The following is a 14,104-nucleotide window of genomic DNA, read 5'->3' on the forward strand; positions in this document are numbered from 1 at the left end:
CGGAAGGCCGCGGCCGGGGTTCAGTCGGCGGTCTCCGTGGCGACCTTGACGCCGGTGAGGTCCAGTCGCGCCGACAGGTCGTTCGTCGGGAAGCCCTCGATCCGGCTGTCCAGGACCACGAGGGACGTGGATGCGCTGGTCCAGTCCGCCGGGGAGTCCTCGGCGACGATGCGGGCGGCCTGACGGAGCAGGTCGGCCTGAGCCTCGGGATCCGTGGCCTTCTGCGACTGGGCGTACAGCTCGTCGACCTCCGGGTTGGAGTAGTTGAAGTAGTACCGCCGGCCCTCGGCGGCCAGCTCCGGATTCGACGAGAGCCGGCCCGCGAAGTTGAACAGGTCCCGCGCCTCAGCGTGCAGCACGTAGCTGAGGTCGTAGTCGGCGTTGGTGTGCACCTGCTCCAGCCAGACCGGGAACTCCACCGAGTCGACCTTCAGCGTCACGCCGACCGCGGCGTACTGCGAGACGAGCAGGTCGGGCAGCGTCGCGCCGTAGAACGCCGGGATCGTGAGCGTGAGCTCGAGCCCGTCCGCGTAGCCGGCCTCGGCCAGCAGCTCCTTCGCCTTCTCCGGGTCGTAGGGGAACAGGCCGGTGAGATCCTCGTAGCCAGGGTCGGCGGGCGGGATCGGTCCGCCGATGAGCTCGCCGAGACCGTCGGATGCCTCTTTCAGAGCCGCCTTGTCGAAGGCATAGCGCAGTGCCTGGCGCACACGGACGTCCTTGAGCGGGCCGCGTTCGGAGTTGAAGGCGATCGTGCCCGTGGCGCTGGACGTGGACTCGATGACCGTCCAGTCGGCGTCGTCCTCGTAGGTGCGCGCGTCGGCCGCGCTGGGGGCGCCGACCTGGATCTCGCCGGCCTTGAGCGCGTTGGCGAGCGCGTTCTGGTCGCTGTAGTACCGGACGGTCACGACCGCGATGCCGGCCTCCTCGCCCCAGTAGTCGTCGTTGCGGGTGAGGGTGATGCTGTCCCCCTGCACCCAGTCGCCCTCGTTCAGCACGAAGGGACCGGTGCCGTTGGCGCTGACGGCGAGGTCGCCTGCGGCATCCTCGTCGAGCACGAGCCCGGCGCGCCCGGTGAGCAGCCAGAGGAAGTCGGCGTTGGGCTCGGCGAGGGTGATCTCGACGGTGTCGTCGTCTGTCGCCTCGATGGCGGTGACATCGGCGAAGGCGCTGTGCCCCTGGACAGCCTCATCCTCCCGGACCGCGTTCAGCGACCACAGCACGTCGTCGACCGTGAGCTCGTCGCCGTTGTGGAAGGCGACGCCGCCGGCGAGGTCGAACGTGTACGTGAGGCCGTCGTCGGAGATCGTGTAATCCTCGGCGAGCTTCGGCTCGATGCCGCCGTCGGCGCCGCGGCTGACGAGCCCCTCGTAGACATTGTCGATGAGCACCTGATCGAGGGCGACGCCGGACGTGGCGCGGATGTCGAGGTTGTCCGGTTCGAGGATCTGACCGACGACGAGTTCGGCGTCGGCGTCGTAGTCGGCGCCGGCGGCCTCTCCGCTCGGCGCGCTGTTCGCGACGGCCGCCCACGCGACGCCGCCGCCCACGAGCACGACGGCCGCCGCGCCCGCGATGATCGCGGTGCGCCGGGGGCGTCCCCGGCTCTTCTTCGCGGAGAGCCCCTCGGCTCCCGTCTGCGTCTCGGATCCCGTCTGCGCGCCGTCCGGCGCGGTGCCGTCATCTGCCATGTCTGCCGCCTCTCTGATGGATCAGTGCTGTGGGAGGCGACGCTAGTGAGGCATCCGCGTGCCGGAGGAGGAGTCGTCACACGGCGAAAGAAACGGTCATCCGCTCCTGCTGCCCATCCGTGCGTGACCGCATGTTGCGGTCGGACGTGCGCGAAGCGCCGAGGATGTCTAGCGTCGCGGTAGGAATCCGTCTACCCGAGAGCAGAGCATGAGCGACTACTTCGACCGCGAAGAGGACAAGACCTACACGAAGGTCTACAAGCAGCACACCCCCGACATCCTCGCCGCGTTCGCCGCGTTCGACGGCGCGGTCTTCGCCGCCGACGAGAAGCGCGCGATCCCGCTGAAGTACCGCGAGCTCATCGCCCTCGCCGTCGGCATCACGACGCAGTGCGTCTACTGCATCGACTCGCACTCGCAGCGCGCCGTCGAGGCGGGCGCCGACGAGGCGGAGCTCGCGGAGGCGGCCTGGGTCGCCACCGCGATCCGCGCGGGCGGAGGCTTCGCGCACGGACGCCTCGCGTTCAAGCTCGCCCAGCCGCACGAGCACTGAGCGATCCGCATGGCTGAGGCATCCTTCGACCCCGCCAAGCAGTGGATCGTCGTCGACACCGACACGGGCATCGACGATGCGCACTCCCTGCTGTACCTGCTCGCGCAGCCCGATGTCGAGATCGTCGGCATCACGACGATCTACGGCAACTGCGCGGTGGAGGACTCCGCCCGCAACGTCGCCTACGTCCTGGACGTCGCGGACGCCGCGGGCATCCCGATCCACGGCGGCGCAGCGGCCCCGCTGGACGGCGATCCCTCGATCGCCTGGTTCGTGCACGGGCACGACGGCCTCGGGGACCGCGGCTTCGAGCGTCCGGATCCGACGCTCGAGGCGGAGTCCGCCGCCGACTACCTGGTGCGGATCGCGAACGAGCATCCGGGGCAGATCGACCTGCACCCGCTCGGCCCGCTGACGAACATCGCGCTGGCGCTGGAGAAGGATCCGGAGCTGTTCCTGAAGTTCCGCTCCGTCGTCATCATGGGCGGGGCGGGTCCCTACCCGGCGCCGGGCACTCCGACCGTCACCGACGCCAACACGCACAACGACCGCGCTGCGGCGGAGCGCGTCTTCGGCGCCGTGAACAGAGGCAACGTCGTCATGGTCGGCGTGAACGTCACCTCCCAGGCGCTGCTCGAGGAGGACGTCACGGCGCTCCTGCTCGGCTCCGAGCGGCCAGCCGCACGGTTCGCCGGCACGATCCTGGACGCCTACGAGGACTTCTACCAGTACAAGTGGGGCCGCCGGATCTCGGCCGCGCACGACGGCCTCGCCTCTGTGGTCCTGCACCGCCCCGAGATCGTCACCGGCTGGATCGAGGGTCCCGTCGACTTCACCCCGGCCGCCGGTTCGCTGGCGACCCGCGTCGCGCTGACCAGCGACGGCCTCCCCCTCGCGTGGGGAACGCCGGAAGGCCCGTCGACGAGGGCGATCACCTCCTTCGACCTCACCGAGTTCCGCCGCCGGTTCGTGCACGCGCTCGCCTACGGCCGCACGCGCCCCGCGCTGGATCCGGCAGGGCGCGCCGTGCCCGCGGGCTGGCCGAACTCCGGGCCGTCCGGCCGCCAGGACTGACGGATGCCGGAGGATCTCCTCGCGCCCCTCTCGGTCGCCGACATCGGTCTCGATCTGCCGGCAGCGGACGAGATCGACGCCGTGATCGCCCGGATCGCCGCCGCGGCCCCGCACCGCGACCACGACGGCGACCCGCAGGGCGGTCTCCGCGCCGACGTGCGCGAGCTCGCCGCTCTCGGGCTCACGGCTGCACGCCTGCCCGTCGCCGCCGGCGGAGCCGGGGCGAGCTACCCGCAGCTCGTCGACCTGCAGATCCTCCTCGCCAGGGCCGACTCCAACGTCACGCAGAGCCTGCGCACCCATTTCGCCGTCAGCGACCGCGCGGCCCGCGCCGCCCAGCGCGGCGAGGAGGACGCCGCGACGGAGGAGATCGCCGCCGGCCGGATCTTCGCCGGGGCGACTACCGAGATCGGACACGGCGCCCTCGGCACGGTGGCCACGACGCTGAGAGCGGATGCCGACGGCATCCTCCGCGTGAACGGACGCAAGCACTACGCGACGGGCAGCGGCTACGCGGACTGGCTCTCGGTCCTGGTCTCGGATGAGAACGGCGGGCATCTCGTCGCGACGGTTCGCGCGGACGCGGAGGGCGTGCGGCTGCACGACGATTGGGATGCCGTGGGGCAGCGCCTCACCACATCGGGAACCGTCGAGTTCACCGACGTGGCGGCGGAGGCGGCGCTCGTGCGCGTCGGCGAGGGTTCGAGCGCGGACCGGCTCGGACATCTCGACGCCGTGCTGCAGCTCACCCATCTCGCGACCCTCGCCGGGATCGCGCTGCGCACAAGGGACGACGCGATCGCGTGGCTGCGCGGACGCACGCGCACCTTCAGTCACGCATCCTCGGGAACCCCCGCGCAGGATCCGCAGCTGCAGGAGCGCATCGGCACGCTCGACGGCCTCGCGCAGAGCGTGGTCGCCTCCGTGCGCACCGCGGCGGGCGTCCTCGCCGCCGATCTGGAACGCCCGCTCGAGGAGCAGACCGGCGATGGCCATCTGGCCGTCACCAGGGCGCAGATCACCGTTCCGGCGCTCGTGCTGCAGGCGACGCAGAGCCTCTTCGACCTCGGAGCCGGCTCTCTCGTGGACGGGCGTCTCGCGCTGGACAGGCACTGGCGCAACGCCAGGACGCTCAGCAATCACAACCCCGTGCACCTCAAGGCGCGCGCTCTCGGCGAACGCGCGCTCGGAGGCGCCGAGCTGCCGGAGATCTGGTACGTCGGGACGTCCGGCGCATGACCGCTCGCGAACGCACTCTGATCCTCGGTGCGAACGTCTACGACTACGGCACGGATGCCGGCGCCTGGCGCGCGCCGGGCGAGGACCCCCTGCGCCCCTTCGGCGCGGCCTTCTGGCGGGATGCCGCCGTGACCGCTGAGCGTGCCGGGATGGATGCGATCTTCCTCGCCGACACCCCCGGCCTGTCGTCCAATCCGGCGATCCGGCCGATGCGCCTGGCGGAGCCGCTGTCGGCGCTGGCCGTCGTGGCCGCGGAGACCGAGCGGCTGGGGATCATCTCCACCGTCTCGACGAGCGCCAACGACCCCGTCGAGCTCGCGCGCCGCCTGCTCTCCGTCGGCGCGTTCAGCGGAGGACGCTTCGGCTGGAACGTCGTCACCGGCGTCACCGGGCCCGCCGTCGCGGACTTCGGCTTCGCGGCCGACCCCACTCCGGCCGAGCGCTACAGCAGGGCGGAGGAGTTCCTCGCCGCCTACACGGCATTCCTCACCGCGGTCCGGGATGACACCGACTACATGCACGACGGGGCACTGTTCCCGGCGCGCATCGCCCGGGGGGATCTGGGCGTCGATCCGGCCATCCGTGCCCTGCTGCCGGATGCCGCGCCGCTCATCGTGCAGGCCGGCGGCTCCCCGCGCGGGCGCGAGCTCGCCGCGGCGAGCGCCGAGGCCGTGTTCGCCGCGGAGACCGTGCGCGAGACCGCCCTCGCCAACGCCGACGACCTGCGCCGCCGCGCCGCCGCGCTCGGCCGGCCTGCACCGGCGATCCTGCCCGGCATCCACCTCGTCGTCGGCTCGACCGAGGAGGAGGCCGAACGCCGCTTCGCCCTGATCCACGATCGAGGGCCCGCGGGCTATCTGCTCAAGCGCTTCGCCGCGATGTTCGGCATCGACGGAGACCGGCTCGATCTGGACGCCCCCGCAGAGGAGGAGCTGGCGCGGATCTCGACCGACCCGGGCTCCGCGCCGGAGGGGTTCCGGAAGGCGACCGCGGCATACGGGGCGGCGGGCGGGCTCACCGTCCGGGAGCTGCTGCGGTACTTCGCCGGCTTCGGCCACCAGCTGTTCGTCGGCAGTCCGGAGCGGCTCGCCGACATCATGACCGAGTGGCTCGACACCGGTGCCGCGGACGGCTTCACCCTGCTCTTCGACACGAACCCCTGGGGTCTGCGCGAGTTCGCCGAGCACGTCACGCCGGTGCTGAGGAGGCGGGGGCTGCTCGCCGACCGCCCGAGGTCGCCGTTCACGAGATGGATGCGGGAGGCCCGCCGATGAGCGCGCGGATCCGCCGGATCGGCGATGCGGCGCTGGCGGGGCTCGCCGCACGCGCGAGCGCGGATCTCCCGACGCGACGTGCGCTCGGCATGGAGCTGGACGCCTCGGCCGACATCCTCCTGCTCGGCGGCGGCGCGGGCGGCGGACCCGATCGCACGGCGGCGGCAGGCTTCCTGCTCGCCCTCACCCGCCGGGTGATCGTCGTCCCGGTCATCGGCTCCGGCCAGCATCCGATCAACGTGGGGCGCGCGATCGCGACGCTCACGAACCTGCACGACCGCCGGGTCGGGATCGCCGGCGAGGATGCGAGCGTCCTGACGCTGCTCTCCCGCCTCTTCGAGTCCTGGCCGCTGGCCAGCGTCGTCGGCGACGTCGAGGGCGGGGTGTACGTGGACGATGCGCGGATCCTCCGCATCGATGATCCCGCGCACGCGATCGGCGGCCCGCTGACCGTCCCGGTGGACGTCGCGGACAAGCCGGTGACAGTGCTGCTGGATGCCGCGGGCGAGGTCGCGCCGGGGATCGACGTCGTGCTCGATCCGACGGCCGTTCCCGCCTGGGATGCCGCGGAGCCGCCGGTGTCGTCGGAGCCACCGGTCTCCGGCGCCCCGGTCGGCGCCCGCACGGCGTTCGGACTCTCCGCATCCGTGCCCTTCGCCACGGGTTCCCCCGCTTTCACGGGTGCGGGCCGCCTCGATCAGGTCTGACCCCGCCCCCCTTCGTCGAGCGAGCGGCCCCTCCGCTCGTTGAGCGAGCGGCCCCTCCGCTCGTTGAGCGAGCGAAGCGAGTCGAAACGCCCCACCCCAAACCCCGTTTCGACTCGGTCGGCTCCGCCGTCCTCGCTCAACGACCGAGAAACCCGCACCACCCGCACATCGCCCCGCTCGTTGAGCGAGCGATTCTCCTCTCGCTCGTTGAGCGAGCGAAGCGAGTCGAAACGCCCCCACACGCAACCCCGTTTCGACTCGATCGGCTCCGCCGTCCTCCCCCCTCCGCTCGTTGAGCGAGCGATTCTCCCCTCGCTCGTTGAGCGAGCGAAGCGAGTCGAAACGCAGCCTGCACCGAACCCGTTTCGACTCGTCACTGCGCTCCTCGCTCAACGAACGGGAAAGCCGGATCCAGGGCTCAGGGCCGGCGGAAGCGCTCCAGGACGCCGCCCGGGGCGTACTCGCGACGGAAGATCCCGCGGCGCTGCAGCTCGGGGACGACCTGATCGACGAAGTCCTCCAAGCCGGACGGGAACAGATCGATCATGATGTTGAAGCCATCCGCGGCGCCGCGGCGGAACCAGTCCTCCATCGTGTCCGCGATCCGCTCCGGCGTCCCGGCGAGGAAGCGCTGACCGTACCCTCCGAAGTCGCGCAGCAGCCGGCGCACGGTCGGCCGCTCGGCGCGGATGCGCTCCACGAGCACGCGCCGATAGGCGGCCGACCATCCGGCATCCTGCCGCTCCGCGTCGAGGAGGATCCGCTCCGGCACGGGACCGTCCAGATCGACAGCGCCGAAGTCGGCGCCGAGCGCCTTCGACAGCTCGTTGAGGCTGTACGTCGCCGGCGCCAGGTGCTCCCAGTGGTCGAAGCGATCCCAGGCCTCCTGCTCGGTGCTGCCGATCACGATCGCGAGCCCGGGGAACACCCGGACGTCGTCCGCCTTGCGCCCGGCCTCCACCGCGTAGTCGCGGATCCTCTGCCGATGCTCGGCCGCCGATGCCGGATCGTGATCGACGGAGTAGACGCCGTCGGCGACGAGCCCGGCGAGTCGCCAGCCGGGCTCCGAGCCGCCGGCCTGCACGATGGCGGGGCGCTCCGGCACGAGGCGCTCCATCTCCAAGCCCTCGCGCACGACGAACGTGCCCTCGTGCTCGACGATCTGCGTGGTCCCGGCGGTTTCCCACAGGCGCTGGATCACGGTGACGAACTCCTCGGCGCGGGCGTAGCGGACCTCGCGCTCCGGCAGTTCCGAGATGCCGAAGTTGCGCACCGCCTCGACGTCCCAGCTGGTCACGGCGTTCCAGGCGAATCGCCCGCCCGTCGCCGTGTGCAGCGCCCACAGGCGACGTGCGAGCTCGACGGGCTCGTTGAGCGTCGTCGACGCCGTGGCGACGAAGCCGAGGTGCGCGGTGACCGCCGCCATCGCCGGCACGAGGACGCTCGGATCGAGGTACTGCACCGGACGACTGCGCGGGTCGGTGATGGCGGGCCGGTCGGCGAGGAAGATCGCGTCGACGAGCCCGCGCTCCGCGATCCTGGCGACGTTCTGCCAGTGTGCGAGATCCACGATCGCATCGGGTCGGATGTCCGGCGCTCGCCAGGCCGCTGGCCGCTGGCCGACGCCCAGCACGTTCACGTTGACGGTCAGCAGCCGTCCTTCGTCGCTCATGAGGCCTCCGTCTCGCTACCGCGAGGGAATCGGGGCCCCGCTCCGGGGAGCTCCGAGAGCTCCGGTACAGGGAGGCGGAGCCGTTCGCGGAGGGTGCGGGCCGGATGCTCGCCGGCGGGTCCGAGCCGCCGTGCGATCGCCAGGAGCCCCTCGGCATCCTCGGCGCTGCGGACGACGGCGACCTCGCGTCCGGCGGAGCCCGGCAGCGCCCATGAGTCGCCGCGGAGCAGCAGATCGACATGACGGTGCGGGTCATCGCGGGCTTCATCGAGCGCCACGACCACCGGGAGGTGCTGCGGGCTGGAGGGAACGTTCAGGGGACCGGCGACCCGATACGTCCCCTCGGCGCCGATCCGCCGGATGCCCTCGGTCTCCGCGAAGTGCTCGGCCGAGGCGTCCGCGGCGATGCTCTCCCGTGGCCAGCTGCGCCAGAGCTGGGAGACCACGCGCAGATAGTCGCGATGAGCGTCGCCGCTGCCCGGCTCCGAGACCACCCAGGCGGTGCGTCCGCCGGAGAGCTGATCGAGCGAGGCGATCCGCCTGGCGAGGTTGTAGGGATGCCCCGCGTCGGCCAAGCGAGCGGTCTCCACCGCGAACCAGGATGCCGGGAGGCGGTGCAGCCAGGTCGCGATCGCGGTCGCGGGGTCGAAGCGCTCGCCCGGACGCTCGCCGAACTGGAAGAGCACGGGCTCCTTGCCGGCGAACGCCACAGCCACCCTGTCGAGCACATGGCGCTCGGCGGCGAGACGGATGCTGAGCGCGGGGTCGACCCGGACGACGGTGAGCGGGCGGACGGGATCCTCCCGATCGGCATCCGGTCCCGGATCGTGGGGCTCATGATCGGCGAGGGAGCCGGCCGGACGCGACGTCATGCTCACAGCGTAGTGAGCCCCTGCGCTCGAGCTCGGGCAGATTAACCCGCGTGACGTTCCGCCGCTTGCGCCTGCTCGTCGCCGGCCGTCCTCCTCTCCCCGCCCCGCTCGTTGAGCGGGCCATCGCCTTCCCGTTCGTTGAGCGAGCCGGAGGCGAGTCGAAACGCAGCCTCCCACGAAACCCGTTTCGACTCGGTCGGCTCCGCCGTCCTCGCTCAACGAACGGGAACGGATGATCCACACGCCGTCCTCGCTCGACGAACGAGAGGAGGAGCCCGCTCCGCCGTCCCCGCTCGACGAGCGAAGGGGCGCCGACGAGCGGGGACTCAGGTGTAGAGCGAGAGGGGCTGGCGGACACCGAGGAGGAAGTCGGCCCCGACCTCGAGCTTCTTGTAGTCCACGGGGTCGTGCAGGGAGTGCGTGCGGACGTTGCGCCAGTGCGCGTCCAGACCGACCTTCGTCGCCGTCGAGCTGGATCCGGTCGCCTCGAACACCCGGTTCGCCACATCCACGGCCGTGTCGCTGGAGACGACTTTGAGCTGCGCCACGCGCACCTCGATGTCGCCGCGGATCCGCTCGTCGACGGCATCCCCCCGGGCGACCACCGCGTCGTACTCCTCGTTCACGCGGTCCGCCAGGGCCTCGACGGCGGCGACCCGGGAGACGAGCTCGCCGTACAGGCGCTGCACGAAGGGGTCGTCGCGGTAGCGCTCCGCCCGGCTGAGGAACCACGCGTTCGGACGCGCGTTGGTGAGCTCGCGCGCCTGGGCGAGCGCGCCCTCCGCGATCCCCAGGTAGAGGTTGCCGAACACGAGCTGGATGCCGGGCGTGAGCAGCTGCGGGAACCACTCGTCGGTGCCGAAGCCGAGCAGCAGCTCCCGCCCGACGACGACGTCCCGGAAGCGCACCGAGTTGCTGGCCGAGAGCCTCTGGCCGAGGAAGTCCCAGTCGTCGACGACCTCGACGCCCGGATGGCCGGCCGGCAGCACGAGGAACGCGAATCGCCCTTCGTCCGGTCCCGAGGAGACGACGGCGTTCACGAGGATGACGTCGCCGACGGAGGAGCCGGTGGAGAACCGCTTGACGCCGTCCAGCCGATAGCCCTCGCCCTCCGGCGTGAGCGTGAGCGCGGGATCGACCGGGTTGACCGAGTCGCCCCACAGCCAGCCCTGCTCGATGCTGCGCCGCTGCCACTGCTCGCGCTCTCCCGGCGCCGCGATCAGCGGGACGTTCGCGGAGTTCGCATAGTGGTAGCCGAGCAGCTGGGCGATCCCGGCATCCACGCGGGCGATGACGCGCACCGCGAGGAACGCCGAGGACCAGTGTCCGCCTCCGCCTCCGAGCTCGGTCGGCTCGAGCAGGCCCAGGAGACCGGAGCTCCGCAGCAGCTCCGCCTCGGCGCGGGGGACGGCGCCGGCGCGCTCGCGCTCGCGGACGTCCACGGCGAGCTGCCCCGCGACGCGCTCGGCGATCGCACGCCAGTGCTCGTTCTCCGCACGGTCGGCCGTGCCCGTCCAGTGGGTGCGAGCGGTCATCGGTTCTCCTGTCCGAGGTGGCGTCCGACGGCGGCGAGCGCGGCATCGAGGTCGGCGATGAGGTCGTCGACCGTCTCGATCCCGACGGACAGCCGGACCAGGCCGTCGGCGATGCCGAGCCGGTCACGGATCTCCTGCGGGAACGACTGATGCGTCGTGGTCGCAGGGTGCAGCGCCATCGACCGCACGTCGCCGATGTTCGTCATGCGGCTGAAGACGCGCAGACTGTCGACGAAGACCTCCGCGGCGGGTCTGCCGCCGTGCAGCGTCACCGCGAACACCGAGCCCGATCGCCCCGCGAGGGTGCGCTCGGCGATCTCGTGCTGCGGGTGTCCCGGGAGGCCTGCGTAGTCGACGCTCTCGACGGCCGGATGCTGCGAGAGCCATCCGGCGATCCGCCGTGCGTTCTCCACATGACGCTCCATCCGCAGCGAGAGCGTCTCGATGCCCTGCTGCAGCAGGAACCCGTGCAGCGGCGACAGCGCAGGACCGAGGTCGTTCACGATCCCGCCTCGCAGGTACAGCTCATAGGCATTTCGGCCGTATGCCTCCAGCACCGACGGCTTGCCAGGGCCGACCGGATCCGTGATCCCCGGATAGGCGCGCGGGCTGCCCGCCCAATCGAAGGCGCCGCCGTCGACGATGATCCCGGAGAGCGCGGCGCCGTGTCCCGACAGGAATTTCGTCCCGGAGTGCACGACAACGTGGGCGCCCTGCTCCAGCGGACGGACGAGGTACGGGGTGCCGATCGTGTTGTCGACGATGAGGGGAAGCCCGTGGCGCTCGGCGATGCGCGCGACGGCTGCGATGTCGATGACGTCGTTCTTCGGGTTCGGGATGGTCTCGGTGAAGATCGCCTTGGTGTCGGGGCCGATCGAGGCCTCCCACTCGGCCTCGTCGGCCGGATCCCAGACGTAGTCGACCTCGACGCCGAAGCGGGCGAACGAGCGGCCGAACAGGATGCGGGTGCCGCTGTAGATGCTGGCGGTCGAGACGAACCGCTCGCCCTTGCCGGTCAGCGACAGGATCGCCGCGCTGATCGCCGCCTGCCCCGAGGAGACCACGATCGCGCCGGCGCCGCCCTCGAGAGCGGCGATCCGCCGTTCGGCGACGCCGTTGGTCGGGTTGAGGTTGCGCGAGTAGATCTGGCCGAGGTCCTCGCCGCCGAAGCGCTGCGAGCTCTCCTGGAAGGACTCGAACCGGAATGCCGCGCTGAGGTAGATCGGAGGCGTCCTCGCGCCGTAGACGGTCTCCTCGAACTCGCCGGCATGCACCTGCCGGGTGTCGAAGCCGAAGCCGTCCCAGTCGTAGACGGGATCGAGCACCTCGTGCGGAAGGGACTCGGGGACCTGCGGCTCGCTCATCGCCTCGACGCTAGACGACCGGGTCCTCCGCCGCTGAGGCCGCGTCACGCGAGGTCACAGATCGCCCCTCCGACCCCTCTGTCGCGGTAGCGTCACGGAGTGACCGCAGCTTCCTCGCGCGACGCCGCATCCCCGACGGCGCATACCGGCGGCTTCCCGCTCGCCAGGGCGGCGATCGCCGCGCATCCGTCACCGGGGCATCGCGCGCTCGGCTGGCGGTTCCCCGCCCTTCCGCCGGAGGCCGCCGCGTTCGCCGAGGCCGAGGCCGATCTGCGCGTCGTCGAGGATGCGGAGGCCGCCGAACCGCAGCGGACGCGCGCGTTCGGCGCCCTGTTCGCGCATGCGCGCTCCGAGCAGATCGTCCGCGCACTGGCGGGCAGGACGAACCTCGTGCTCCCCGCCGCTTCCGCCCTCGTCGTCGGCGACGGCCCCCTCGCCGCCGTGATCGCCGGAGCCCTCGCCCGCGGCGGCGCCCGCGCGACCCGCGCCGTCGCGGATCCCGTCGCCAGGCTCGCCGCGCACCTCGACGGCGTGCGCACGACGTCAGCAGCGGTGCTCCCGGCATCCGATCTCCTCGTCGTGACCGGCGAGGGGCACGCGCCCGCCGACGCGACCGCCCGGCGAGGCGTCGCGATCGACGCGTCGCCCTCGGGGGATGCGCTCCTCGCGACGCCCGGCGAGGAGGTGCGTCCCTCCGTGCGAACGGCGGCAGAGGGTTCCTGGGTCGTCGAGGCCCCCGGCGTCTTCAGCGCGGGATCGCCGCTGTCCGCGCACATCGCGGATCTGCTCCTGGCCTTCTCGATCCTCACCGTCCGCACCGACGCCGCGGACGCCCTCCTCGCAGAGCTGGCGCTCGCATGACCGGCCGGATCGCCGACCCGCGGCTGTGGCGCGAGGGCGCGGAGCGGATCGCCTGGGCACGCTCCTTCATGCCGGCATCCGCGGCGATCGCCGCCGAGCTGAGCGCGAGCGGACGCGTCCGCGGCATCCGCGTCGCCGTGTCCGACGTCCTCGAGCCGAAGACCGCGACGGTCGCCCTGCTCCTCGCCGAGGCCGGTGCGGAGGTCGCCGTGTCCTGCGTCGGCCGCGACACCGACGACGCCGTCGCCGCCGCGCTGGTGCACGCCGGCATCCCCACCTACGCGCGCCGGGAGGCGGGCGACGCGGAGGACCGTGCGAACGCGCTGGCCCTGCTCGATCACCGCCCGGAGGTGATCGTCGACGACGGCGCGGCGACGATCCGCCTCGCGCACACCGAGCGGCCTGGCATCCTCCCCGACATGGCGGGGGCGACCGAGCAGACCACCAGCGGAGTCCGACCCCTGCGCACGATGGAGCGCCTGGGCGAGCTGCGCATCCCGGTCGTCGCGGCGAACGACGCGCGCACCAAGTCGCTGTTCGACAACGCGCACGGCACCGGCCAGTCCGTCGTGCTCGCCATCGCCGACCTGCTCGACCGGCCGTGGGCGGGCAGCGACGTCGTCGTCGCCGGCTTCGGCAGGGTAGGCAGCGGCATCGCCCGCCACGCCGCGGCCCTCGGCGCGCGCGTGACGGTCGCCGAGGTGGATCCGGTCTCCGCCCTGCAGGCCGCCTTCGCGGGCTATGCCGTGCAGCCGCTCGCGGATGCCGCGGCGCACGCCGACGTGCTCATCTCGGCCACCGGCGTCGCGCACACCGTCACGGTCGAGCATCTGGAACGCCTGCCGGAGGGGGCGGCCGTCGCCGTCGGCGGCGGCGTCTTCCAGGAGATCTCGCTGCAGGATGCGGCCGTCGCCGGAGCGGTGGAGACCGCCAGGCACGGAGCCGTCTCGACGCTGCGACTGCCGAACGGGCGCAGCATCCGCGTGCTCGACGACGGGAACTGCATCAACGTGTCGGCGGCGGAGGGGAACCCGATCCAGGTCATGGACCTGTCGTTCGGCGTGCAGCTCTCCGCCGTCGACCACCTCCTCGCCGAACGCGGGGCGCTCTCTCCCGGGGTGCACGCCCTTCCCGCCGCTGCGGACGATCGCGTCGCGGCCCTCGCCCTCGCCGCGTTCGGCGGCGGCCTCGACCGCGTGTCCGCCGCGCAGCGCGCCGCCCTGACATCCTGGCGCCCTCGCGACATCACTCCCTGACTCCCCTTC

General features: G+C 72.1%; 12 protein-coding genes. 7 read left to right on the top strand and 5 right to left on the bottom strand.

Annotated features, from left to right (window positions below; translation table 11 throughout):
* Window positions 1-20: 20 nt before the first annotated feature.
* Window positions 21-1,688 carry an ABC transporter substrate-binding protein gene (locus ACYVGQ_RS01200; RefSeq protein ID WP_460782663.1) on the bottom strand — a complete coding sequence of 556 codons (1,668 nt, stop codon included), beginning with the start codon at window positions 1,686-1,688 and terminating at the stop codon, window positions 21-23.
* A gap of 208 nt (window positions 1,689-1,896) precedes the next feature.
* Between ACYVGQ_RS01200 and ACYVGQ_RS01205 the strand changes: the two genes are divergently transcribed.
* From ACYVGQ_RS01205 to ACYVGQ_RS01225, 5 genes are read left to right on the top strand one after another with little or no spacing between them, the layout of a single operon-like run.
* Complete coding sequence (locus tag ACYVGQ_RS01205; RefSeq protein ID WP_460782664.1) at window positions 1,897-2,241, top strand: carboxymuconolactone decarboxylase family protein; 345 nt, start codon at window positions 1,897-1,899, stop codon at window positions 2,239-2,241.
* Window positions 2,242-2,250: 9 nt separating this feature from the next.
* Entirely contained in the window at window positions 2,251-3,315 is a 1,065-nt protein-coding gene (locus ACYVGQ_RS01210; protein WP_460782665.1) for a nucleoside hydrolase, read from the top strand.
* Window positions 3,316-3,318: 3 nt separating this feature from the next.
* A complete protein-coding gene (locus tag ACYVGQ_RS01215; protein ID WP_460782666.1) occupies window positions 3,319-4,554 on the top strand; it encodes an acyl-CoA dehydrogenase family protein in 1,236 nt (411 codons plus the stop codon).
* On the top strand, window positions 4,551-5,828 hold the full coding sequence (locus ACYVGQ_RS01220; RefSeq protein ID WP_460782668.1) for an LLM class flavin-dependent oxidoreductase: 1,278 nt from the start codon (window positions 4,551-4,553) through the stop codon (window positions 5,826-5,828). Before ACYVGQ_RS01215 ends, ACYVGQ_RS01220 begins: the two co-directional genes overlap by 4 nt.
* The gene (locus ACYVGQ_RS01225; protein ID WP_460782670.1) at window positions 5,825-6,535 is read left to right on the top strand and encodes a hypothetical protein; all 711 of its coding nucleotides are present in this window, start codon (window positions 5,825-5,827) and stop codon (window positions 6,533-6,535) included. Before ACYVGQ_RS01220 ends, ACYVGQ_RS01225 begins: the two co-directional genes overlap by 4 nt.
* Before the next feature lie 418 nt (window positions 6,536-6,953).
* Here the strand turns inward: ACYVGQ_RS01225 and ACYVGQ_RS01230 are convergent, their stop codons facing one another.
* From ACYVGQ_RS01230 to ACYVGQ_RS01245, 4 genes are all read right to left on the bottom strand, one after another.
* A complete protein-coding gene (locus tag ACYVGQ_RS01230) occupies window positions 6,954-8,207 on the bottom strand; it encodes an LLM class flavin-dependent oxidoreductase (RefSeq protein ID WP_460782671.1) in 1,254 nt (417 codons plus the stop codon).
* Entirely contained in the window at window positions 8,204-9,079 is an 876-nt protein-coding gene (locus tag ACYVGQ_RS01235) for a hypothetical protein (protein ID WP_460782672.1), read from the bottom strand. Before ACYVGQ_RS01235 ends, ACYVGQ_RS01230 begins: the two co-directional genes overlap by 4 nt.
* 326 nt (window positions 9,080-9,405) lie before the next feature.
* A complete protein-coding gene (locus ACYVGQ_RS01240; protein ID WP_460782673.1) occupies window positions 9,406-10,614 on the bottom strand; it encodes an acyl-CoA dehydrogenase family protein in 1,209 nt (402 codons plus the stop codon).
* Entirely contained in the window at window positions 10,611-11,978 is a 1,368-nt protein-coding gene (locus ACYVGQ_RS01245) for an O-acetylhomoserine aminocarboxypropyltransferase/cysteine synthase family protein (protein ID WP_460782674.1), read from the bottom strand. The genes ACYVGQ_RS01240 and ACYVGQ_RS01245 overlap by 4 nt, the downstream gene beginning before the upstream one ends.
* 99 nt (window positions 11,979-12,077) lie before the next feature.
* Here ACYVGQ_RS01245 and ACYVGQ_RS01250 point away from each other — a divergent pair, with 99 nt between their 5' ends.
* Both ACYVGQ_RS01250 and ACYVGQ_RS01255 read left to right on the top strand, forming a co-directional pair.
* Window positions 12,078-12,839, top strand: coding sequence for a hypothetical protein (locus ACYVGQ_RS01250; protein WP_460782675.1), 762 nt, complete (start codon window positions 12,078-12,080; stop codon window positions 12,837-12,839).
* A complete protein-coding gene (locus ACYVGQ_RS01255; protein WP_460782676.1) occupies window positions 12,836-14,095 on the top strand; it encodes an adenosylhomocysteinase in 1,260 nt (419 codons plus the stop codon). The genes ACYVGQ_RS01250 and ACYVGQ_RS01255 overlap by 4 nt, the downstream gene beginning before the upstream one ends.
* Window positions 14,096-14,104 lie beyond the last annotated feature (9 nt).

Source organism: Microbacterium tumbae (assembly GCF_054780175.1).